General features: G+C 59.0%; 15 protein-coding genes and 1 pseudogene. 5 read left to right on the top strand and 11 right to left on the bottom strand.

Annotation, left to right across the window (positions count from 1 at the left end):
• Positions 1 to 18: 18 nt before the first annotated feature.
• A complete protein-coding gene (gene hpaR / locus LQ564_RS11235; protein WP_231058201.1) occupies positions 19 to 474 on the top strand; it encodes a homoprotocatechuate degradation operon regulator HpaR in 456 nt (151 codons plus the stop codon).
• Positions 475 to 565: 91 nt separating this feature from the next.
• Here hpaR and LQ564_RS11230 read toward each other — a convergent pair whose 3' ends face one another.
• The 4 genes from LQ564_RS11230 to LQ564_RS11215 form a co-directional block, all read right to left on the bottom strand.
• Positions 566 to 1,288, bottom strand: coding sequence for a LamG-like jellyroll fold domain-containing protein (locus LQ564_RS11230; protein WP_231058200.1), 723 nt, complete (start codon positions 1,286 to 1,288; stop codon positions 566 to 568).
• Between the two features lie 56 nt (positions 1,289 to 1,344).
• Positions 1,345 to 1,869, bottom strand: coding sequence for a superoxide dismutase family protein (gene sodC, locus LQ564_RS11225; RefSeq protein ID WP_231058199.1), 525 nt, complete (start codon positions 1,867 to 1,869; stop codon positions 1,345 to 1,347).
• A 101-nt stretch (positions 1,870 to 1,970) separates the two neighbouring features.
• Positions 1,971 to 2,891, bottom strand: coding sequence for a helix-turn-helix transcriptional regulator (locus tag LQ564_RS11220; protein WP_231058198.1), 921 nt, complete (start codon positions 2,889 to 2,891; stop codon positions 1,971 to 1,973).
• A 114-nt stretch (positions 2,892 to 3,005) separates the two neighbouring features.
• Positions 3,006 to 5,768 (bottom strand): GAF domain-containing protein, encoded by a 2,763-nt coding sequence (locus tag LQ564_RS11215; protein ID WP_231058197.1) that lies wholly within the window; start codon positions 5,766 to 5,768, stop codon positions 3,006 to 3,008.
• Between the two features lie 265 nt (positions 5,769 to 6,033).
• On the opposite strand from LQ564_RS11215, the gene LQ564_RS11210 reads away from it, so the two are divergent.
• From LQ564_RS11210 to LQ564_RS26020, 4 genes and pseudogenes are all read left to right on the top strand, one after another.
• A complete protein-coding gene (locus LQ564_RS11210; RefSeq protein ID WP_231058196.1) occupies positions 6,034 to 6,384 on the top strand; it encodes a hypothetical protein in 351 nt (116 codons plus the stop codon).
• A 528-nt stretch (positions 6,385 to 6,912) separates the two neighbouring features.
• A complete protein-coding gene (locus tag LQ564_RS11205; RefSeq protein WP_231058195.1) occupies positions 6,913 to 7,614 on the top strand; it encodes a hypothetical protein in 702 nt (233 codons plus the stop codon).
• Positions 7,615 to 8,118: 504 nt separating this feature from the next.
• Positions 8,119 to 8,430, top strand: a complete 312-nt coding sequence (locus LQ564_RS11200; protein WP_269143522.1) for a helix-turn-helix domain-containing protein — start codon at positions 8,119 to 8,121, stop codon at positions 8,428 to 8,430.
• A pseudogene (locus LQ564_RS26020) lies at positions 8,427 to 8,962 on the top strand (IS630 family transposase). The gene LQ564_RS11200 and the pseudogene LQ564_RS26020 overlap by 4 nt, the downstream one beginning before the upstream one ends.
• A 335-nt stretch (positions 8,963 to 9,297) precedes the next feature.
• Here LQ564_RS26020 and LQ564_RS11185 read toward each other — a convergent pair.
• The 7 genes from LQ564_RS11185 to rplK all read right to left on the bottom strand — a co-directional run bounded on the left by LQ564_RS11185 (position 9,298) and on the right by rplK (position 24,074).
• Complete coding sequence (locus LQ564_RS11185; protein WP_231058191.1) at positions 9,298 to 12,603, bottom strand: metallophosphoesterase; 3,306 nt, start codon at positions 12,601 to 12,603, stop codon at positions 9,298 to 9,300.
• A 207-nt stretch (positions 12,604 to 12,810) separates the two neighbouring features.
• The gene (gene rpoC, locus LQ564_RS11180; protein ID WP_231058190.1) at positions 12,811 to 17,058 is read right to left on the bottom strand and encodes a DNA-directed RNA polymerase subunit beta'; all 4,248 of its coding nucleotides are present in this window, start codon (positions 17,056 to 17,058) and stop codon (positions 12,811 to 12,813) included.
• A 222-nt stretch (positions 17,059 to 17,280) separates the two neighbouring features.
• Positions 17,281 to 21,390, bottom strand: coding sequence for a DNA-directed RNA polymerase subunit beta (gene rpoB / locus LQ564_RS11175; protein ID WP_231058189.1), 4,110 nt, complete (start codon positions 21,388 to 21,390; stop codon positions 17,281 to 17,283).
• A 300-nt stretch (positions 21,391 to 21,690) separates the two neighbouring features.
• A complete protein-coding gene (gene rplL / locus LQ564_RS11170; protein WP_211518321.1) occupies positions 21,691 to 22,068 on the bottom strand; it encodes a 50S ribosomal protein L7/L12 in 378 nt (125 codons plus the stop codon).
• A gap of 69 nt (positions 22,069 to 22,137) precedes the next feature.
• Positions 22,138 to 22,662, bottom strand: a complete 525-nt coding sequence (gene rplJ, locus LQ564_RS11165) for a 50S ribosomal protein L10 (protein WP_231058188.1) — start codon at positions 22,660 to 22,662, stop codon at positions 22,138 to 22,140.
• A 282-nt stretch (positions 22,663 to 22,944) separates the two neighbouring features.
• On the bottom strand, positions 22,945 to 23,643 hold the full coding sequence (rplA, locus tag LQ564_RS11160) for a 50S ribosomal protein L1 (protein ID WP_231058187.1): 699 nt from the start codon (positions 23,641 to 23,643) through the stop codon (positions 22,945 to 22,947).
• Positions 23,643 to 24,074, bottom strand: a complete 432-nt coding sequence (gene rplK / locus LQ564_RS11155; protein WP_020653552.1) for a 50S ribosomal protein L11 — start codon at positions 24,072 to 24,074, stop codon at positions 23,643 to 23,645. Before rplK ends, rplA begins: the two co-directional genes overlap by 1 nt.
• Between the last annotated feature and the right edge of the window lie 2 nt (positions 24,075 to 24,076).

Here is a 24,076-nt window from a genome sequence, read left to right as displayed (position 1 = left end):
TGATGGAACGGAGCGCCTTTGCCTTACAGGATCACCCACCGTAACCTGCCACAGCTCTTCCTGAAGGCGCGCGAGGCGCTGATGGCGCATTTTCGCCCGGTGCTGAACCACTTCGGGGTGACCGAGCAGCAGTGGCGCATCCTGCGCGCGCTCGACGAGCACGGCCAGCTGGAGCCGCGCGAGCTGTGCGAGCTGTGCCAGATCCTGAGCCCGAGCATGGCGGGGGTGCTGGCGCGGATGGAAGAACTGGGGCTGGTGGCGCGCGAGCGCGTGGCGGCGGATGCGCGCCGGGTGACGGTGCGGCTGGGGGAGAAAGGCGACCGGCTGATCGACGAGATCGCGCCCCTGATCGAGCAGCAGTACCGGCTGATGGAAGAGGCGTGGGGAAAGAGTGTGGTCGACGATGTGACCGATGCGCTCGAAGGGTTCATCGCGGCGCAGGCGACCGAGGTGCCGCAAGTCGAATTGCCGTAGAGGGTGTGAAAAAACGGCTACGGCAAGGCGCCGAGTCGAAGACAGTACGCTAGTACGGCGAGACGAAGTAACGCAGCTGTAGACGAATTTTTCACACCCTCGTAGGGTGGACGGCCCTGCCGTCCGCTCTGCGACGAATGAAGCCCAACAGCGCCAGCCCGACGCCCATCAGCCCCAACGGCCCAGGCTCCGCGACTTGCGCATCCGGCGGCGTCAACGCCCGCACTTCGTCAAGGCTCAGGGCCACGTCGTAAATCCGGATATAGTCGACCGCCCCGGGATTGGCTTCTCCGGAGTTAGTCCCGTCGTTGTCACGAAAAAAATGAGCGACGTTCTGGCCGAAGTCGGCGATGCCGCTGGTGTCGGACACACTGACCACCAGCTCTCCATTCTGATACACCTTGAACATATTCTGTGCGTCGCGGGTCAGGGTCAGGCGGCTATCCACGCCGGCATCCAGGTGTCCGCCGACGTTGCTGACACTGTAGAGGCGCAGTCCATCGCCAACGGCGTAGAAGCCGCTGTCACCGGTCAGGTTCTTGAAGTCGACGATGCGGCCATATGTGGCGAGGCTGTCGAAATGGAAGCGCAGGTCGATGGTGTATACGCCGCCCAGCCGCGCATCGAGGCGCAAGCCCTGGTCGGCGCCGAACAGGTAGTCATTGGCGCGCAGCTCGCCGCCCAGCGCCACCAGCGACGTGCTGCCGGCAGAATCCGCCAGCGAGCCGTTCAGCGTGAAGTGGTGGATCAGGCCGGCGTGGCTCTGCATGGAAAAGGACAGCAGCGCCGCTGCCATCAGGGAGTGAAATTTCATTTCGTTTTTGCCTTGCTTTTGAAATTTTATTTCATCCCTGACAGCATCAAGGATGGCTACTGAATCACGCCGCAGGCAATGCGCCCGCCGCCACCGCCCAGCGGCGCCGGGTGGTCGGAATGGTTGTCGCCGCCCGCGTGCACCATCAGGGCCTTGCCCTTCACGTCGGCCAGCTTCTTGAGGCGCGGCGCCAGCACCGGATTGCTTGCCATGCCCTTGTCGTCCACCGTCAGCGCCGGCAGGTCGCCCAGGTGCCCATCGCCCCACGGCAGGCCGTGCTTGCCGGTCTTGGCCGGATCCATGTGGCCGCCGGCCGCGCCCGCGGGCACCGGCTTGCCGTCCTTCTGGTTCGGGCCGCAGCTGCCGTTTTCATGCACGTGGAAGCCGTGCAGGCCGGGCGGCAGGCCCTTCAGCATCGGCGTGAACACCAGGCCGTGGCCGGTTTCGCTGATGGTCACGGTGCCGACGTCTTCGCCCGCTCCCTTCTCGTTGGCCATCTTCAGGGTGACCTTGGTGTCGGCGGCGTTGGCGACCGCGCAGCTCGCGCCCAGGACAAGGGCGCACATCCAGCGAACATTCATGACAAGCTCCTTCCGGATTCGGGTTAGATAATAAAAAGCCAAGCAAGTGTATTCCATCCCCTCGGGTGGGGGGTGTTCCGGAGAACCCGGACGAGCGGGGGTTACATGCGCGATACGGCGGGACGCAGGATGGCGTTCAGGCCCGCTTCGGAGGTGCAGCCGAACTTCTCGTAGACCGCCTTGACGCAGTCGCGCAGCACGGCGTCGCTGACGTCCATGTTCGAGCGCGCGGCTTCGCGTCCGCCGCCCAGGCCCATCCAGAACGCCACTTCCATCTGCTGCGGCGACAGCTCCACGCTGCCCAGCGCGCGCCAGATCCGCAGCGGCATCGGCACCACGAACTTCAGGAAGATGCCAACGGTGCGGCCGTGCAGCGCGTCGTGCGAGCCGGCGCTCATCCACTGCGCGCGCGCTTCCAGCACGCCGCCGGCCAATTCGAGCGTGCCGGCCGGCAGGCGCCAGGGATAGCGTTCGCCGAACACCACCGATTCCACCAGGCGCAGGCAGAACGGCGGCAGGGTGCGGCGGTCGAACACTTGCTGCTCCTGCGAGGCCAGCTGCCCGAGCAGCGCGCCGGCCGAATCGCTCAGGAACAGGATGTCGCCGCTGGTGGTCGCCAGCAGCATGGCTTCGTCCTCGATCACGCCCGACAGGCCCGCGCCGGCGCCGGCCGCATGGCGCAGCGCGTGGTCGAAGTAGTTGGCGACGCGGCCCAGGTCCTCTTCGTCGTCCTTGTCGAAGGCGGGGCCGCTGTCGCGCAGCAGGGTCAAGGTGCCGAGCGGCCTGGCAGCCGACCCGAGGCGCACCTCCAGCACGTGCTGGGCACGCGCCCGCGCCACGTGCGGGCTCACGCCGAAGTCGACCGAGTCGCTGTAGAAGTAGCCGTTCGGCGGCGGCAGCACGCCCAGCACGTTCGCTTCCTGCACGTCTTCCGGCGCGCGCTGCGCGAGCAGGAACAGCTGGGACGCGCTGTTGGGAATCAGCTCGCGCACCAGCTCCAGCGCATCGGGGATCAAGGTCATCAGGTGCAGGCCGCCGGCACACAGGATCCGCAGGCGCGCCCACTGGCGACTGTTCTTTTTACGGGACACGGACGAAGGACAGGACGGATGTGGGGACAGGAGAATAGTGCGGAGTTATGGCAACAAAGTCAACTCGCCTCGAGCCACCCCTCCGACGCCGGCTTCCCGGCGCGGCGTGCAATCCAGCTGCGCCAGGATGTCGGCCAGCGCGCGCAATTCCACCGGCTTCACCAGGTGATGGTCGAAGCCGGCCTGCTTCGACAGGTCGCGGTCGCGCGCCTGGCCGTAGCCGGTGAGCGCGATGAAGGTGGCTTCGCGGTGCTCGCGGCGCAGGCGGCGCGCCAGCTCGTAGCCGGTCATGTCGGGCAGGCCGATGTCGAGAATGAAGGCTTGCGTGGAGCCGATGTCGTTCGAGGCCAGGGTGCGCACGCCATCCTCGAACACGTTCACGGTGTGGCCCTGCTCGCGCAGCAGCACGGCGAGCGACTGCGCGGCGTCGGCGTTGTCGTCGACGATGGTGAGCACGCAGGGCGCGGCGTTGCGGCGCCTGCTTTGCAAGCGCGCGGGCGCCTGCGGACTGGCCGCATCCAGCCCCGCCAGCGGCAGCAGCACCGACACCGACGCGCCCAGGTTCGGCCCGTCGCTGTGCGCCTCGACCTGGCCGCCGTGCATCTGCACGATGGTCTTCACCAGCGCCAGGCCGATGCCCAGGCCGCCCTGCGAGCGGTCCGGCGTGCGCTCGGCTTGCGTGAACAGGTCGAACACGTGCGGCAGCAGCTTGGCGTCCATGCCGGCGCCGTTGTCGATGACCGTCATGCGCGCCGACTCCAGGCCGGCCTCCAGGCGCAGCACGATGCGGCCGCGCGGCGGCGTGTACTTGGCCGCGTTGTTCAAGAGGTTGACCAGCACCTGCACCAGGCGCGTGCGGTCGCCCACCACGACTACCTCCTGCGGCGGCGCCTCCACGCTGAGGACATGCTCGCGCGCCTCGATGTGCGGGCGCGCCTGCTCGACGGCGGCGCGCAGCACGGCGCTCAGCTCCAGCGTCTCGTTCTCCAGCTTGACGAGGCCGCGGGTGACGCGCGAGACGTCGAGCAGATCGTCGACCAGCTCCGTCATGTGGCGCACCTGGCGCGCGATGATGCTGCCGGCTTTCAGGCGCAGCTTCTCGTCGACGGTCGGCATATTGAGCAGCTGGGCCGCGCTGGTGATCGGCGCCAGGGGATTGCGCAGCTCGTGCGCCAGCATGGCGAGGAACTCGTCCTTCATCTTGCTGTGCCGCTCGGCCTCGGCGCGCGCGGCGCGTTCGCTCGCCAGCAGGCCCTCGCGCTCGCGCGCGGCGCGCTGCGCCATCTCGTACAGGCGCGCGTTGTCGATCGCGACCGCCGCCTGCGCCACAAAGCCGGCGATCAGCTCCTCGGTGCGCTCGTCGAACATCTTCGGCTGCGAATGACCGAAGAACAGGCCGCCCAGCACCTCGCCCGAACGCGAACTCACGGAGGCCGCCAGGTAGCTGCGCACCGGCAGGTGGCCCTTGGGCATGCCGTGGTGCGGGCCCATGCCGCCGTAGCGCGGGTCCTTGGTGATGTCGTCGCTGCGGATCGGCGCGCCGCCGTTGAAGGTGGGCGCGAAGATCGCGGTCGGGCGCGGGTGGCCGAGGTGGGTAAAGGCCTCGCGCGGCGCGCCGCTGAGCGTGTACAGCAGGTAAGCGTCGCCGTTGGCGTCCTGGCCGTTGTAGAAGAAGGAGCCGAATTCGGCGCCGGTCAGTTCGGTGGCGGCGTCGGTGATCGCCTGCAGCAGGGTGTCGATGTCGAGCGTCGAGGCCAGCACGCTGCCGGCGCGGTTCAGCAGTTCGAGCATGCGCGTTTCTTCGCGCAGCGCTTCCTCGGCGCGGATGCGGCGCAGCGCTTCCCACGTGCGGCGCGCCAGGTCCTCGGCCAGGGTACGTTCGTCGTCGGTCCAGCGGTAGGGATGGTCCCGGTAGAGGAAGCCGGCCCCATGCAGGCGGTTGCCGTCCTTGAGCGGGATGACGATGACCGAATGGATGCCCAGCATCAGGCAGGGGCCGGCGACGGAGGCGCATTCGGGGTCGGTCGAGACGTCGTCGATGCAGATGGTGGCGCCGCTGCGCAACTGTTCCAGCTGGCTCGGAGCGAGCATGTCGAGTGGCAAAGTGCCTTGCGCGGCGCCGGTCTCGACACCATCCTTCCACGCTTCCTTCACCGTGAAGATACGTTTGGCCTCGTCGAGTTCGACGTAGGCGACGTTGGCGCCGGTGAAGTACTCGCTGGTGAGGCGGATGGTCGCCTTGAGCATGGGGCCGAAGGCGGTCTCGCGGCGCAGGGTGTCGGCCAGCTCGAGCTGGTAAATCTGGCACCGCTCGCTCATCACAGCCCTGGAGGTCTCGACCACGGTGGCGAGCACGCCGCCGATCCTGCCCTGGTCGTCGTAGATCGGGCTGTAGGAGAGCCTGAAATAGCACTGCTCAGGGTAGCCGTTGCGGTTCAAGGTGAGCGGAAAGTCGTCGTGGCCGAACGTCGCACCCTGGCGCACCTGGTCCCACAGGGGGCCGAAGGTCGGCCAGGCCTCGGCCCAGGTCACGCGCGTATCGGCCCCCAGCGCGCCGTCGAGTTTCGCGCCGAGCAGCGGCATGTAGGCGTCGTTGAAGATCGCCGTGTAATCGTCGCCCCAGGCGAGGTAGGCAGGCATGCGCAGATCGAGGACGGTCCGCACGGCATGCTTCAGGCTGCTCGGCCAGTCGGCCACCGGACCCAACGGCGTGATTTCCCACGCAAAGTCGCGCATCTGGCGCTCCATCGTCGACATGATGGTGGATGCGCCGGAGGCATCCGGTGTCGTATCAAAGGGCCAAGGCATGATGCTCGCTGGGCAAAGGTGTGTAAATATCGATAATTCAGCGGCGAATCATAGCAGTCATTACACGGGAAGGGCGTACGGATGAGTTAGGTGGGCCACATAGGGCGGCGTGGATGGTTTTACCCGTAGTGCGTGAAATTGTTGCTGCTTGTATCGCGGTGCCATTGGGCATGGGGGGGCGATCTAGAATGGGTTGCATGTCGCCGGCATCGTTCCGGCTTGCAGCGAATTGCGAAGGCTGCCTTGTCAGTGAAAAGGAATTTACATGAAGCGTTTTACCTTGCTCGTCGCCCTCCTCGGGGTTTTCCTCTCCCCGGTCACGCGCGCCGAAGAGACAGCCATGTGCAAATCGATGTGCGCGGCCGATAAACAGCAATGCGCGAAGCGTGCGGGGACGTTGACCGAGCTCGATACCTTTGCAGGGGAAGAAAAGAATCCGCTTGCGCATACCGCCAACCAGATGCGCTCGGAAACCGCGCGATCGGCGGAGCGGAGCGATTTCATGAAGCGCAAGCGGGAGCGGCTAGATGCGTGCGATGCGAGCTATTTGCGTTGCACCCGGTCGTGTGCGCCGGCGGCTTCGGTTCGCTCGGAAAAAGCGTCGTTAGTGAAATAAGCGGATCTCCTGGAAGGACGTATGCGCTGTGTCAGGTCCCGATGCTAGGACAAGCCGTATGGCAGCTCGCGGGTGCCGACACGAAATTCAGGACACGTCGCCGTGGTTCATCGGCAGCTGACGATCGGCCCGCTTAACGTTTCAATCGCGCGTCCGTAGCAGTAATCCGTCGGGCTATGTGTGACTGTGGAATGAAATGCACTGCGTCATTGCGTTTCGAGCATGCATCAATTTAAGTCCATAGAGCTATCAGCCATTCCAGGAAGGCGACGGACTAAAACATAAGTATTCGCCTCTTTCTCTGGTCATCTCGCTATTGAAAGTAATCGATGCGCCATGCAACTGGACGCTTGAATTTGATGTGTAGGACGAGCCAATTTCGCTGCAACGACTTTTATAAGTATGTACACTGGAACGCGATGTCGTCTGCGGGGACGAACATTCAGATGTTCGCATACTAACGAGTCACCCCGCCGGCAACAATGCTATATTTAATAATATTAATCAACTTAAAACGGGGGTAGGGAAATGACTTTAGAAATTTCGGCGTTATTGCCTGCCGCAGTGACCTTTGCTGCTGCACTTGTAGCTGGTGGAATTGCAAGATCTACATTAATTGCCTCAAAGGAAGTGAAGGTTTCGGAGTTTCGACAGAAGTGGATTGACTCTTTGAGGGATGAGCTTGCAGGACTTTTCTCAAATGTCAGGACATTGACTCGGGCCATGGAAGAGAAGCGCTCTGAATTTTCTGATTCAGCGTTTCATTTCGATCAAGCCAAATTTACCGAGGCTAGGCACGGCACTGCTGAGACTCTGCACAAGGTTAAACTGAGACTTAACCCTAATCAAGAAAATCACAAGGAACTTTTACGCCGTCTTGAAATTATGATGGTTTCGACTCAAGATTATCTAGAGGGGAAAAAGAATGATGCAGATGCCGCTATTGAAAAGCTAGAAAGCGCTTTAGCATTTGCGCAAACAGTCTTGAAGAGCGAATGGCATACCGTCAAAGCTGGAGAAAACGAATATCACAATGCAGTTAAGACTACGACATATGTGCTAATTGTGGCAGGCACTCTTTGGGCCTTAGTCGTTTTAGCTCTCCCAGTAGTTAACTTAATCGTTCAAATCAACTACGCGCCGAGAACATTGAACACGCCAACGGTCCACGAAAACCACTCAACAGCAACAGTTCCAAAGCAAGATCATCGAGGTCAGTATGCTAAATAAGTGTTTTAAATAGCAAAAGAAGCTCCATATCTTCCGATCCGAACACCACCCAACAAGCCCTAGTAATTATTCATTTAGTTTATTATGATGCGATTGCTAATAAGCTTGAGATCTACGATGGTCTAATTTTTTAATGCCACAGTATTTCGGCCTTAACCAGCCCAAAGAAAGATATTGATCAGTATAAGTTGGACAAATCAAATTTTTTATTTTGAAAAAAAACGGCACCTTTCAGAGTTCCATTTTCATTTCAGATATTAAGCCAGTTCAGTCGATCACTCGCCCCCGCTAAGTAGTCGCCTATTTTTTGCTGTCAAAGTCAGATTGGCAATGCAGCAGGGGTTGAGCGATGAAGCACTTGGAGTTGACCGTGGACGAACAGCGCACGCTGCGTGAAATGGGCGTTTTTCATCCGCACCCGCGGACGCGCATGCGAGCCCAAGGGATTTTGCGCCTGAGCCAAGGCCTAACCTTCAGAAGACGGCTGATGAATTCGGCGTACATCTGAACAGCGTCGAGCAGTGGCGGCAACGGTGGTGCAAGCTTGGCCTGGCCGGGTTGTACGAAGGACGTCATACCGGTCGACCGAGAAAGTGGACGCCACAGCAGCAGCAGGCTTTTGGTGAGTTGGCGGCATCCGAAGGCGGCACTGTGGGTGCACTGCTGCGCCAGATTAAGGAGAACCAAGATCAGGTGCCGATCAGCGAAAACACCGCCAAAAGGTACCTCAAGGAGATGGATTACACGTACAAGCGCTATCGCTACAGTTTAAAAAAAAGCGAAATCAAGAGACGTTCGAGCACGCCAGCAAAGTGATCGGCGCGCTCTCACGCCTCGATCATGAGCGGCAGTGCGAGCTGCTGTATTTTGACGAATCAGGTTTCAGTCCGAACCCGCCGGTGCAGTACGGATGGGGGAGAATCGGCCAGACCCGCGCCGTTGAACCGCTCGCGCATCGGCAGCGCGTAAACGTGCTTGGGGCATTGCGTCACGATGGCTTGTTGACCTGGACGACGCAGCAGCGGCCGACGACACGTGGCGACGTCATCGCGTTCTCGACCAGATTGCGGCTCAGCCGCACAAGGTTCCCCGAATCGTCTTGATCGACAACGCCGGCATACACAAGGGCGCCCCGATAGACAAAAAGCGGCGCCAGTGGGCCAAGCATGGCCTGTATCTGTACTATTTACCGCCCTACAGCCCCGAACTTAACCGCATCGAGATCCTGTGGAAGCACGCCAAGCATTACTGGCGACGTTTCGTTGCAAAGAACGGCGCAGATCTACTCGACGAAGTTCAGTCCTTGATGAGCGGCTTCGGAAGCAAGTTCACGATAAATTTTGGGTGACTACTTAGGATGGTGTCCAGCCACTGCAACATCCTGCTGATTTTCAATCAACTGCTGTTCGTCAGTCATGTAGCTTTCTCCTGCTGCAGTCATTAACGCACATCTGACCTAAGCCTTGCCTGAGGAAAAAATCCTTTCAAGGCTCATTCACCGTCACCCAAGCATCGTTAGTTTTAAGTTAATTTCCTATTTATCGCCGAACAATGGCCTAATAAATTCGACGCCCCCTCCGTCGCAACTAAGTGTGCAACAAGTGAAGTAAATGCCGTCCAACTGCGCAGCTTCAACTTATCGCTTTTCGTTTGCTGGCGTCTTAACCAAATCGTTTGATCCGCTCACCATTGACTGATTCTATCTTTTGCGCTTCGCGTTCGCGCGACAAAATAGGCTGTTTCTTGGTCAGCCGTTCGCAGGTCAGTTGTTAGAATGTGAGAAGCCTCCGTTAAAAGCTTTTGAATATAAGGCTTTTCTCGAGCTTCGTTTCCTCCCAACCGCCATATAAATGAGCTATGCTTGAATAGACTTAGCAGGTTTGGAATATCCCCATTCTCCTCAAAAACTTGCCACAAAGCTTTATGTGCATCAACGAACAATTTATCAAAACGCTGTCCGTAGAAATATTGGTAAGTTGCCATCAACCTATTTAATACTTCATTTGTAAGTGTTTCTTTTCGACGAAGCATAAGTGTTGCTATTTTTACTGAAGCTCGCCCAGCATTGTAAGCATCCTTGCTTTTTAACGAAGTTTGTAGTACTTCCTCTAACGCTTCAAGTATCTCATCATCATCTGCACTATCATTAGCTCGCGACAAAATTAGATTGTTTCGTACTATTAAAGCGCCGCGCTTTTTGGCTTCATTCTCTAGCTTGAGAAGTTGAGTACCAGCGTCATCTTCATTTTCTAACTCAAGTATTATTGCTTTAGCTTGGATAGCAGACCCGGATTTGGGAGACAATGAAATCAACTCTTTAGCAACAGTTATCGCATTTTGATCTCCATCCGCCTGGAGACAGAGCGCATAGTCGAGTAACAAAGAGACCTTCATCTCTTTAGGCCACTCTTTAAATCGCAAATCTTCAAATAGTGATTTCGCTCTTTCACTTTCGCCTAACATTCTAAGACAACGGGCTAGCGAATATTGCAGAGATAAAATCTCCTTGCTAAATGTTGCCACGTCCTCTTGAATAGCGCGAAGAATCGACTCGCATGCAACTGCACAGCTACGATAATGGCGACCAGCCATCAATTCGCCGCAGTAAAGTTGAACCAATGCAAGCGCCGATTTAGCTTTTGAGATATGCTTGGCGTCTACTGCACGCACCAACGTTCGAAGCGCCAGCTCATGCGCGTTATCTAAAGTCGTTACGTCATCTGACAAATTCTTGCCTTCCCGGGCGCGCAGCTTCCACTGGGAAGTCGTTCTATGTTGCTCAAAGTACAGCCCCATAGCTTTCCGTATCAGGGCCTCAACTTCACGCTCGCTCAAAAGGGAGCGCACATAATCGCGTACATGTGCAGGTACGCTCAAGAGCCTAACTTCCGAATTCGTTTGAGCGCCCTTATTCATGACTCCAAAACTAGTCTTTACATCAATCAAAGCCCGGTCCAAAAGCTCTTCAGCGTGTTGAGAATAGAATACTTTTTGGGGATCAAATCTTTTAATTTTCTGCAGCGTTTCTCCATGCGGCAAAATGCACAACAGTTTCAGCATTAAGGCTGTACGTTGCGTTGATGGGTCAGAAGACTCTAAGATTGCTGAAACCGCACTTGATAATGCTCTCGGTACCTCTTCCTTGCTTTTCCTTTGATCGTCTGTACGGTCTATTCCGTTAAGTGCTATTTCTGGAAGAGTTACAACCCGAAGTGTCTTCAGCACCCTATCAATTTTATTTGGTACCCCTTCGGTAATCCGGAAAATTTCGCTTACACCTCTGGAATTCTTGATATCCTTCGCCGCTTCGGGATGTGCGAAGATGTATGCACGCGTGTCAGGTTCGTCTAATGGAGCTAGCTCAACATGACTTAGTTGTCCACCCATAGGTCGGACCCTTGTGACAGCTAATACTACGACTTGTGGACAGAAGTCCAAAACCATCTGCCCAAGAGCTTCAACATCTAAAACGATCGTGTCCGCTTGCGCAACGCTTGTGGTGGGGGCGTCATCAAATATCAATGTGGCAGGGCCTACCTTTAATAAATCGCGACAAAATTCAGCGAATGAACACCCATACTGTTCAGAGAACTTTATTAAGAATTCTTGCCGATTCGTGTAGTTTCCCAGACTGATTTTATAGATAGGATGACTTGCGCGTCCGGTAAATTTTATGAAAGAATAAATAAACCCGTCTGTGCCAAGTCCCCAGTCTGTACAAAGCCATACCATCCGATCTAATGCAATCGCCGTTGCACAAGCTTGCTGGGCAGTATTGCGAATAACCAGATGATGTTCGAGTACTTTAATTACATATTGACATTGATCCAATATATTGGATGGAGTACTTCCTTCTCCTATTGATGTCAAGATTAATTCTGGAGAGATCTTAGAAAGCGTTGGGCTCGACAGTCCAACAGATTTATCGCGTGACGCTGCTGTCCTCTCGGTGGCATATTGTTCGCCAGGGACCAAGGCAAAATCATAGTCGGGGATCATTTGGCGTGCGCCGTCGGGTCGGACATGCGTCACGCGAGGCCATAACCTCCACTCTGTTTCATCAGATTGGATTAATATCCTTCCTGCAGAGTAACCGTGACGTCTATCAGTTGTCCCGTCTCGTAGATGTTCGAGGCCGAAGATTGAACACCCTTGAATGCTACGACGAGTCGGTCCACCGCCTAGTGAAACAGTCGAAGAAGCAGCTGTGTGCATATGACCGAAGAGATGCGCTGTGAATCGGCCAGGCGGCGAGATCTCAGTGTTAAACGACCCAAATGATGAAGGTGCAAGCCAAGCTGCTGGATGATGTGTAACTAAAAAGTTAACGTCATTTGAAGCACACCATTTGGTCGGGTCGGCATCAGTAACCGCCAACAATTGACGAGGATCTAATTCAAGCTTATTGTTGTAATCACCCCCATCTATTTGTAGAAATGTGCTGTTTAAGCCAATAACTCCAACGTTTAAACCGTTGATTTCGACTCGTGCAGACTTATCTCCAGGAAGCAAACCATTGTGAGTATCCAAAGTCGGAATTCCCGCAGCAGCCAGCCCATCGTACCATTTAGTATAGTTTTCAAATGCTTTGACGAGATGTAGACGATAGATACTCTTGTCATTACTCCAGAAGGTTTTGCGTACTGCAGGCTCCTCCCACCATCGTTTAAGCAAGAGTGACTCTGGCAAGTCACCGTTTGGCCTTACGAGATCGTGATTGCCAGGTACCGCGAAAAACTTAGGAACTGCCCCCCATCCCTGAAGTTTGTCGTATATGTCTTTTAGGACCGACGTTAGGGCGTCGTACTCTTCGGCGGAACCCTTCTGGGTAAGGTCGCCTGAAAAAATGAGGAGGTCAAATCCACCAATCTGCCGACAAAGTAGTTCTAAGTCATCGAAAAATAAGTTTTTAAAATTTGGCCATAACCAATCCTGAGAATATTGGCCAACATGCAAATCTGTTAGATGTATCCAGCGCAGTTCTTTCACAGTTGCCACCCAGTCGAAATAAGTACTTAAAGTCTACTCTCGTCATGTAGAAGTGTCTATATAGCAATAGTCGCATTATGCAATTTACATATATAGGATTTGTTTACTGCGTCGGAACACACTTGCTAAATAGTTCGACTATATAGAAGAATAAAAAAACGGCACCCGAAGGTGCCGTCTCATTCAACTACCAGCTAGCTCAGACGATCACTCGCCCTCACCCTGATGCTGCTCCGCCGGAGCCACAGCATTCTGCTGATCTTCCATCGCCTGCAGCTCGGCAGCCATATTGGCCTTCTCCTGCTGCAGCAGTGCCTGGCGCTCTTCCGCCTCCCACACTTCCTTCTCCTTGCGGGCGCGGTGGAATGCCAGACCGGTACCGCCAGGAATCAGACGGCCGACGATGACGTTTTCCTTCAGGCCGCGCAGACCGTCGCGCTTGCCCATGATCGCCGCTTCGGTCAGCACGCGGGTGGTTTCCTGGAACGATGCGGCCGAGATGAACGAGTCGGTCGACAGCGATGCCTTGGTAATACCCAGCAGCACGTTTTCGTACTGTGCCGGCAGCTTGCCGACGGCGTTGACCTTGTCGTTCTCTTCCAGCAGTTCCGAACGCTCCACCTGCTCGCCGACGATGTAGTCGGTGTCGCCGGCGTCGGTGATCTGGACACGGCGCAGCATCTGGCGAACGATCACCTCGATGTGCTTGTCGTTGATCTTCACGCCCTGCAGACGGTACACGTCCTGCACTTCGTCGACGATGTAACGGGCCAGCGCCTCGATACCCAGCAGGCGCAGGATGTCCTGCGGATCGGCCGGACCGTCGACGATCATCTCGCCCTTGTTCACGACTTGACCATCGTGGACCAGCACTTGCTTGTCCTTGGTGATCAGGAACTCGTGCTTGTTGCCGTCCATGTCCGTAATTTCCAGACGCTGCTTACCCTTGGTCTCCTTACCGAAGGCCACGGTACCGGTGACTTCCGCCAGCATGCCCGCGTCTTTCGGCGAACGTGCTTCGAACAGTTCGGCAACGCGCGGCAGACCACCGGTAATGTCGCGGGTCTTCTGCGATTCGGTCGGGATACGCGCCAGCACTTCACCCACGGTGGCTTGCTGACCGTCCTTGACCATGATCAGCGCGCCGACCTGGAAACCGATCGTCACGGCGTGTTCGGTGCCGGCGATCTTGACTTCCTGGCCTTCTTCGTTCAGCAGCTTGACCTGCGGACGCAGGACCTTGCCCGAACCGCGGCGCTTCGGATCGATCGCGACCAGGGTCGACAGACCGGTCACTTCGTCCACCTGGCGAGCGACGGTGACGCCCTCTTCCACGTTTTCGAACTTGATGGTGCCGCCGTATTCCGTGATGATCGGACGGGTCAGCGGATCCCAGGTCGCCAGGGCGGTGCCGGCTTTCACGGCCATGCCATCCTTGACGATCAGGCTCGCGCCGTACGGCACCTTGTGGCGCTCGCGCTCACGGCCGTGGTCGTCGGTGATCAGGACTTCGCCGGAACGCGAAATCACGATCTGGACGCCCTTGCCGTTGGTGACGTAACGCATGGTCGAGGTGAAGCGGACGGTGCCGTTCGACTTCGCTTCGACCGACGACGCCACCGCGGCGCGCGATGCGGCGCCACCGATGTGGAAGGTACGCATGGTCAGCTGGGTACCCGGCTCACCGATCGACTGCGCTGCCACCACGCCGACTGCTTCGCCGGAGTTCACCAGCATGCCGCGGCCGAGGTCACGGCCGTAGCACTTGGCGCACAGGCCGTAGCGGGTGTCGCAGTTCAGCGGGGTGCGGACCTTCACTTCGTCGATGCCGACGCGTTCGATCTCTTCGACCATGTCTTCGTCCAGCAGGGTGCCGGCTTCGTACAGGGTTTCCTGGGTTTCCGGGTTGACGACGTCGGTACCGGTCACGCGGCCGAGGATACGGTCGCGCAGCGGCTCGATGACTTCACCGCCTTCGACCATCGCCTTCATGTGCGTGCCGTTGCTGGTGCCGCAATCATCCTCGATCACCACCAGATCCTGGGTCACGTCGACCAGGCGGCGGGTCAGGTAACCCGAGTTCGCGGTCTTCAGTGCCGTATCCGCCAGACCTTTACGAGCGCCGTGGGTCGAGATGAAGTACTGCAGAACGTTCAGGCCTTCGCGGAAGTTCGCGGTAATCGGGGTTTCGATGATCGAACCGTCAGGCTTGGCCATCAGGCCGCGCATACCGGCCAGCTGGCGGATCTGGGCTGCCGAACCACGGGCGCCCGAGTCGGCCATCATGTAAATCGCGTTGAACGATTCCTGGGTGCCTTCGGTGCCGTCGCGCTTGGTGACCGGCTCGACTTTCAGCTGGTCCATCATCGCCTTGCCGACTTCGTCCGAGGTCTTGCCCCAGATGTCGACGACCTTGTTGTAACGCTCGCCGGCGGTGACCAGACCCGAAGCGTACTGCTGCTCGATCTGCTTCACTTCCGCTTCAGCGGTCGCGATCATGCCCTTCTTGACGTCCGGGATCAGCATGTCGTCGACGGCGATCGAGATGCCGGCGCGGGTCGCCAGGCGGAAGCCCGACTGCATCAGCTTGTCCGCGAAGACGACGGTCGCACGCAGGCCGCACTTGCGGAACGACGTGTTGATCAGCTTCGAGATTTCCTTCTTCTTCAGGGCGCGGTTCAGCACCGAGAACGGCAGGCCCTTCGGCAGGATCTCGGACAGGATGGCGCGGCCGACGGTGGTCTCGTAGCGGGTCACGGTCTGCTCGAATTCGCCGGCGGCGTTCTTCGGGAATTCCACGATACGCACGGTGATGCGGGTCGCCAGCTCGACTTCCTTGTTGTCGTACGCGCGGATGACTTCCGACACGTCCGGGAACAGCATGCCTTCGCCCTTGGCGTTGATCGCTTCGCGGGTCGCGTAGTACAGACCCAGCACGATATCCTGCGACGGGACGATCGACGGTTCGCCGTTCGACGGGAACAGGATGTTGTTCGAAGCCAGCATCAGGGTGCGGGCTTCCATCTGCGCTTCGATCGACAGCGGGACGTGGACTGCCATCTGGTCACCGTCGAAGTCGGCGTTGAACGCCGCGCAAACCAGCGGGTGCAGCTGGATCGCCTTGCCTTCGATCAGGACCGGCTCGAACGCCTGGATACCGAGACGGTGCAGGGTCGGCGCACGGTTCAGCATGACCGGGTGTTCCTTGATGACCTCTTCCAGGATGTCCCAGACCACCGGTTCCTGCACTTCGACCAGCTTCTTGGCGGCCTTGATGGTGGTCGCGAGACCCATCAGTTCCAGCTTGTTGAAGATGAAGGGCTTGAACAGTTCCAGGGCCATCAGCTTCGGCAGGCCGCACTGGTGCAGTTTCAGCTGCGGGCCGACCACGATGACCGAACGGCCCGAGTAGTCGACGCGCTTGCCCAGCAGGTTCTGACGGAAGCGGCCGCCCTTACCCTTGATCATTTCAGCCAGCGACTTCAGCGGACGCTTGTTGGCGCCGGTCATCGCCTTGCCGCGACGGCCGTTGTCCAGCAGCGAGTCGACCGCTTCCTGCAGCATGCGCTTCTCGTTACGCGTAATGATTTCCGGCGCGCGCAGTTCCATCAGGCGCTTCAGGCGGTTATTACGGTTGATGACGCGGCGATACAGGTCGTTCAGGTCGGAGGTCGCGAAACGGCCGCCGTCCAGCGGGACGAGCGGACGCAGCTCCGGCGGCAGGACCGGGAGCACTTCCATGATCATCCACTCGGGCTTGATGCCCGAACGCTGGAACGCCTCGAGCACTTTCAGGCGCTTGGCGTATTTCTTGATCTTGGCTTCGGATTTCGATTCCTTCAGCTCGACGCGCAGGGCTTCGGCATCGCGGTGGATGTCGATCGAGCGCAGCAGTTCACGGATGCCTTCGGCGCCCATGAATGCGGTGAAGTCGTCGCCGTACTCTTCGTACTTGGCGGCGTAGTCGTCTTCCGACATGATCTGGCATTTCTTCAGCGGGGTCATGCCCGGATCGGTCACGACGTATGCTTCGAAGTACAGCACGCGTTCGATATCGCGCAGGGTCATGTCCAGGACCATGCCCAGGCGCGACGGCAGCGACTTCAGGAACCAGATGTGGGCGGTCGGCGAGGCCAGCTCGATGTGGCCCATGCGCTCACGGCGCACCTTGGCCAGCGTGACTTCGACGCCGCACTTCTCGCAGATCACGCCGCGGTGCTTCAGGCGCTTGTATTTGCCGCACAGGCATTCGTAGTCCTTGATCGGGCCAAAGATCTTGGCGCAGAACAGGCCGTCGCGCTCAGGCTTGAAGGTGCGGTAGTTGATGGTTTCCGGCTTCTTGACTTCGCCGAACGACCACGAACGGATTTTTTCGGGCGACGCCAGGCCAATCTTGATGGCGTCGAAGCTCTCGTTTTGCTGAACTTGCTTGAATAGATCGAGCAGTGCTTTCATGTATCACTCCAGAGGTGATTGATTCTGTACTAAATACTACTACCGCCAGGTTCTCGCCGATTTTCGCCGGCGCTTGCTGTCCCACCTACCCCTAAAACCGTCATCCCGGCGCAGGCCGGGATCCAAGTTTCTCAGCTCACCAGCTGAAATTGGGCCCCGGCCTGCGCCGGGGCGACGATTCCAAGGTCGCGGGCCAGCCCGAAGGCTGGCGGCCGTGCTGGCTTAGTTGCGCTCGAGATCGATGTCGATACCCAGCGAACGGATTTCCTTCACCAGCACGTTGAACGATTCCGGCATGCCGGCGTCGATCACGTGGTCGCCCTTGACCAGGTTCTCGTAGACCTTGGTACGGCCGTTCACGTCGTCCGACTTGACGGTCAGCATTTCCTGCAGCACGTACGATGCGCCGTACGCCTCCAGTGCCCACACCTCCATCTCACCGAAGCGCTGGCCGCCGAACTGGGCTTTACCACCCAGCGGCTGCTGCGTCACCAGCGAGTACGGGCCGGTCGAACGGGCGTGCATCTTGTCGTCGACCAGGTGGTGCAGCTTCAGCATGTGCATGAAGCCGACGGTGACCTTGCGCTCGAACGCTTCGCCGGTGCGGCCGTCGAACATCGACACCTGGTTCTTCGACGGCGTCATGCCCAGGTGGGCGGCGATGTCGTCCGGGAACGCCAGATCCAGCATGCGGCGGATGTCGTCTTCGTGGGCGCCGTCGAACACCGGGGTCGCGAACGGCACGCCGTTCTTGAGGTTGTGCGCCAGGCTCAGGATTTCTTCATCGCTGAAGTTGTCCAGGTCTTCCTTGCGGCCGGTTTCGTTGTAGATCTTGCCCAGGAAGGTGCGCAGGTCCGCTGCCTTCGCTTGCGCGGCCAGCATTTCGCCGATGCGCCAGCCCAGGCCCTTCGCTGCCCAGCCGAGGTGGGTTTCCAGGATCTGACCGACGTTCATACGCGACGGAACGCCCAGCGGGTTCAGCACGACGTCCGCAGGACGGCCATCGGCCATGAACGGCATGTCTTCGACCGGGACGATACGCGAGACCACACCCTTGTTACCGTGGCGGCCCGCCATCTTGTCGCCCGACTGCAGGCGGCGCTTGACGGCCAGGTAGACCTTGACCATCTTCTGCACGCCAGGCTGCAGCTCGTCGCCTTGCGTCAGCTTCTTGCGCTTCTCTTCGAAGGCCAGGTCGAACTGGTGGCGCTTCTCGTTGATCGATTCCTTGATCGCTTCCAGCGCGTTCGCGGTGTCGTCGTCGGCCGGACGGATGTCGAACCAGTGGAACTTGTCCAGGTCAGCCAGGTATTCCGAGGTGATCGCTGCACCTTTCGCCAGCTTCTTCGGACCGCCGTTGACGATCTTGCCGACGAGCATACGCTCCAGACGCTGGAAGGCGTCGCCTTCGACGATACGCATCTGGTCGTTCAGGTCCAGGCGGTAGCGCTTCAGCTCATCGTCGATGATCTGCTGGGCGCGCTTGTCGCGCTGGATGCCTTCGCGGGTGAACACTTGCACGTCGATGACGGTGCCGACCATGCCCGAAGGCACGCGCAGCGAGGTGTCCTTCACGTCCGACGCTTTTTCGCCGAAGATCGCGCGCAGCAGCTTCTCTTCCGGCGTCAGCTGGGTCTCGCCTTTCGGGGTGACCTTACCGACCAGCACGTCGCCGGCCTGCACTTCGGCGCCGATGTAGACGATGCCCGATTCATCCAGGCGCGCCAGCTGGTTTTCTGCCAGGTTCGAGATGTCGCGGGTAATTTCTTCCGCGCCCAGTTTCGTATCACGTGCGACGACGCTCAGTTCCTCGATGTGGATCGAGGTGTAGCGGTCGTCCTTGACCACGTTTTCCGAGATCAGGATCGAGTCTTCGAAGTTCAGACCGTTCCACGGCATGAAGGCCACCAGCATGTTCTGGCCCAGTGCCAGCTCGCCCAGGTCGGTCGAGGCGCCGTCGGCGATGACGTCGCCGCGCGCCACGCGATCGCCCACTTGCACGATCGGACGCTGGTTGATGTTGGTGTTCTGGTTCGAACGGGTGTACTTGATCAGGTTGTAGATGTCCACACCGACTTCGCCGGCCTGTGCTTCGTCATCGTTCACACGAATCACGACACGGCCCGCATCGATGTAGTCGACCACGCCGCCGCGCAGGGCTTGCACGGTGGTGCCCGAGTCGACCGCCACGGTGCGCTCGATGCCGGTACCGACGACCGCTTTCTCCGGACGCAGGCAAGGCACGGCCTGGCGCTGCATGTTGGCGCCCATCAGTGCACGGTTCGCGTCATCGTGCTCGAGGAACGGGATCAGCGAAGCTGCGACCGACACGATCTGGCCCGGGGCCACGTCCATGTACTGGATGCGTTCCGGCGACACCAGGATGGTTTCGCCCGCTTCACGCGCCGACACCAGTTCGTCGACCAGCTGGCCCTCTTCATTGATCGCGGCATTCGCCTGCGCAATGATGTAGCGGCCTTCTTCGATCGCCGACAGGTAGTGGATCTGGTCGGTGACCTTCGAACCCTCGACCTTGCGGTACGGGGTTTCCAGGAAGCCGTATTCGTTCAGGCGGGCGTACAGTGCCAGCGAGTTGATCAGGCCGATGTTCGGGCCTTCAGGCGTTTCGATCGGGCACACGCGGCCGTAGTGGGTCGGGTGCACGTCGCGCACCTCGAAGCCTGCACGTTCGCGGGTCAGGCCGCCCGGGCCAAGTGCCGAGACGCGGCGCTTGTGGGTGACTTCCGACAGCGGGTTGGTCTGGTCCATGAACTGCGACAGCTGCGAGGAGCCGAAGAATTCGCGGATCGCGGCCGAGATCGGCTTGCTGTTGATCAGGTCGTGCGGCATCAGGTTGTCCGCTTCGGCCTGGCCGAGGCGTTCCTTGACGGCGCGTTCCACGCGCACCAGGCCGGCACGGAACTGGTTCTCAGCCAGTTCGCCGACGCAACGCACGCGGCGGTTACCCAGGTGATCGATATCGTCGACTTCGCCGCGGCCATTGCGCAGCTCGACCAGGATCTTGATCACGGCCAGGATGTCGTCGTTCGACAGGGTCATGTCGCCGGTCAGTTCGTCACGGCCGATGCGGCGGTTGAACTTCATGCGGCCGACGGCCGACAGGTCGTAGCGTTCCGGCATGTAGAACAGGCCGTTGAACAGCGCCTCGACCGATTCCTCGGTCGGCGGTTCGCCAGGACGCATCATGCGGTAGATCGCCACGCGCGCGGCGGTCTGGTCGGCGGTGTCGTCGGTGCGCAGGGTCTGCGAGATGTAGCCGCCCTGGTCCAAGTCGTTGGTGTACAGGGTCTGGATGTCGCTGACGGAGGCGTCGCGGAGTTTACCCAGCAGCTCTTCGGTCAGCTCGTCGTTGGCCACGGCGATGATTTCGCCGGTGTCCTGGTCGACGATGTTCTTGGCCAGCACGCGGCCCAGCAGGTAGTCTTCCGGCACCGAGATCGACTTGATGCCGGCGTTCTCGATGTCGCGCACGTGCTTGGCGTTGATGCGCTTGTCCTTGGTGACGATGGTCTTGCCCGACTTCGGATCGACGATGTCGAAGCGCGCGACTTCGCCGCGCAGGCGTTCGGACACGAACTCCAGCTCGCCGCCTTCATTGCGGAGGGTGAAATTGTCGAAGACGAAGAAGTTCGCCAGGATCTGTTCCGGCGTCATGCCGATGGCCTTCAGCAGGATCGTCACCGGCATCTTGCGGCGGCGGTCGACGCGGAAGAACAGGATGTCCTTCGGGTCGAACTCGAAGTCCAGCCACGAGCCGCGGTAAGGAATGATACGGGCCGAGAACAGCAGTTTGCCGGACGAGTGCGTCTTGCCGCGGTCGTGTTCGAAGAACACGCCCGGCGAGCGGTGCAGCTGCGAGACGATGACGCGCTCGGTACCGTTGATGACGAACGAACCGTTCGTGGTCATCAGCGGCAGTTCGCCCATGTACACTTCCTGCTCTTTCATTTCCTTCACGACCGGCTTGGTCGGCGATTCCTTGTCCAGGATCACCAGACGCACCTTGGCGCGCAGCGGCGACGCGAAGGTCAGGCCGCGCTGCTGGCACTCTTTCACGTCGAACGCGGGGTCGCCCAGCACATAGGACAGGAACTCGAGGCGCGCAAAACCGTTGTGCGACACGATCGGGAAAATCGAGCTGAAGGCGGATTGCAGGCCTTCGTTCTTGCGCACGGAGGGAACGGCGTCCGCTTGCAGGAAATTCTCGTAGGATTCGAGCTGGGTAGCCAGAAGATAGGGAACGTTGTGAACGTTGGCGCGCTTCGCGAACGACTTGCGAATGCGCTTCTTCTCAGTAAATGAGTAGTGCATGGACACTCCGTGAGTGACAGAAAGGATGAGAATTCAGGAATTGCCAGTGGTGGTCGCACCACATGCAAGGCCTGAAGCCTCTACGTTCCCGTCAAGTGATTAAGACAGCCGTACTGCTGTGTTACGATATTTCTGAAGCTTGGTGCTGCGGATACTGCTTTGTTGCTTGCCAGAACCGTGCGCAAACGTTTGACGCAGGGACGACAAAAGAGCCAAAGCCGCATCCCCTCCCTTTCGGCAGGTTCCGCAAAGCTTTGACTCCCGCGCTGGGCACTACGATGAGTGCCCAATGCCTATGTATTACTTCAGCTCGGCCTTGGCGCCAGCTTCTTCCAGCTTCTTCTTGGCGGCTTCGGCGTCTGCCTTCGGCAGGGCTTCTTTCACGGTCTTCGGTGCGCCGTCGACCAGGTCCTTGGCTTCTTTCAGGCCCAGACCGGTGATTTCGCGGACGGCCTTGATGACGCCGACCTTGTTCGCGCCGACTTCCGACAGCACGACGTTGAATTCGGTCTGCTCTTCAGCAGCAGCTGCGCCGCCAGCGGCGCCGCCAGCTGCCGGTGCTGCCATTGCAGCTGCCGACACGCCGAACTTCTCTTCGAAAGCCTTGACCAGGTCGTTCAGTTCCATGACCGACATTGCGCCAACTGCGTCCAGGAACTCTTCTTTGCTAATTGCCATTTGAAACTCCAAATATTGTGTGTGTGTAGTACAGGTTTGGTTCTACTTGAACAGAAAGACGCGAAGCGATTACGCTTCGGTGGCTTCCGCTGCCGGAGCAGCGGCGCCTTCGCCTTTTTGTGCTGCGACTGCAGCCAGAACCCGTGCGAAGCCCGACACCGGTGCCTGCATGACGCCCAGCAGCTGGGCGATGAGGACTTCACGGCTCGGGATGCTTGCCAGCGCGGTCACGCCAGCAACATCCAGTTGCTTACCGGCGTAGTTACCAGCTTTCACGACCAGCTTGTCGTTGGTTTTAGCGAAGTCATTGATGACTTTAGCTGCTGCAACGGCGTCGTCCGAGATCGAGTAGATCAGCGGACCGGTCATGGAATCTGCCAGCGAAGCGAACTGCGTGCCTTCGACCGAGCGACGAGCCAGCGTGTTCTTCAGAACACGCAGGTAGACGCCCTGGGCACGTGCAGCTGCACGGAGTTTGGTCAAGTGAGCAACCTGGATGCCACGGTACTCAGCCACGACGATGGTCTGCGCGGTTGCAACTTTCGCGCTTACCTCTTCGACGACGGCCTTTTTGTCATTCAGATTAAGACCCACGGTCAATCTCCTTAAATGATGCCAACAACATGTTGGCATCGGTTCGAACACGGCGTCCGAAGTTAAGAAGTCAATCTAACGCGGATGAACTCACGCAGCGTGGACTACAAAACTTGTTCGGGTCACCATCTGCGTTGGGTTTGTCTATTAACCTCCAGCAGGGTTTAAAACTCGCTCTGCCTTCGGCCCAACGGTCTTTGATTGCCTGACGGAGCGGTGATTTGCTCCGACAGCCCAAAGATGCGCCTCACGAGGTTCCGCGAGGACTTGATTCAGTGCTTATTAGGCAGCAGCGATCGACGCGTGGTCGATACGGACGCCGGCGCCCATGGTCGACGAGATCGCGACGCGGCGCAGGTACACGCCCTTCGAGGTTGCCGGCTTGGCCTTGTTCAGGGCGTCCAGCAGCGCTGCCAGGTTGGTCTTCAGCTGCTCGTCCGAGAACGATTTGCGGCCGATGGTGGCGTGGATGATACCTGCCTTGTCGGTACGGTACTGGACCTGACCGGCCTTGGCGTTCTTGACGGCTTCTGCGACGTTCGGGGTCACGGTGCCGACTTTCGGGTTCGGCATCAGGCCGCGCGGGCCCAGGATCTGGCCCAGGGTACCGACGATACGCATGGTGTCCGGCGACGCGATCACGATGTCGAACGGCATGTTGCCGGCCTTGACCATGTCGGCCAGGTCTTCCATACCGACGATGTCGGCGCCGGCTGCTTTGGCAGCTTCAGCCTTGTCGCCCGAAGCGAAGACGGCGACGCGCACGGTCTTGCCGGTGCCTGCTGGCAGGACGACCGAACCGCGGACCACCTGGTCCGACTTCTTCGGATCCACGCCCAGTTGCACGGCGACGTCGATCGACTCGTTGAACTTGGCGGTGGCGAATTCCTTGACGATCGACACCGCGTTGTCGAACGCGTAGACCTTGTTGCGGTCCACTTTTTCTTTCATTGCTTTAACGCGCTTGGACAGCTTAGCCATTACACACCCTCCACCGTGATGCCCATCGAACGTGCCGAACCGGCGATGATACGCACTGCGGCGTCCATGTCGGCTGCGGTCAAGTCCGGCTGCTTGGTTTTTGCGATTTCTTCAGCCTGGGCACGGGTCAGCGTACCGACTTTGTCGGTATGTGGCTTCGGCGAACCCTTGGTGATGCCGGCGGCTTTCTTGATCAGGTAGGTTGCCGGCGGGGTCTTCATCACGAAGGTGAAGGACTTGTCGGCGAACGCGGTGATCACGACAGGAATCGGCATGCCCGGCTCGAAGCCCTGGGTCTGGGCGTTGAACGCCTTGCAGAATTCCATGATGTTCAGGCCGCGCTGACCCAGTGCCGGGCCGATCGGTGGGGAGGGGTTTGCTTTACCAGCTGCGACTTGCAGCTTGATAAAACCAATAATCTTCTTGGCCATGA

This window comes from Massilia phyllostachyos, from assembly GCF_021044825.1.
In the GTDB taxonomy this organism is placed as follows: Bacteria; Pseudomonadota; Gammaproteobacteria; order Burkholderiales; family Burkholderiaceae_D; genus Telluria; species Telluria phyllostachyos.
The sequence above is the reverse complement of the archived record's forward strand: the minus strand, read 5'-3'. Positions and strand labels throughout refer to the sequence as shown.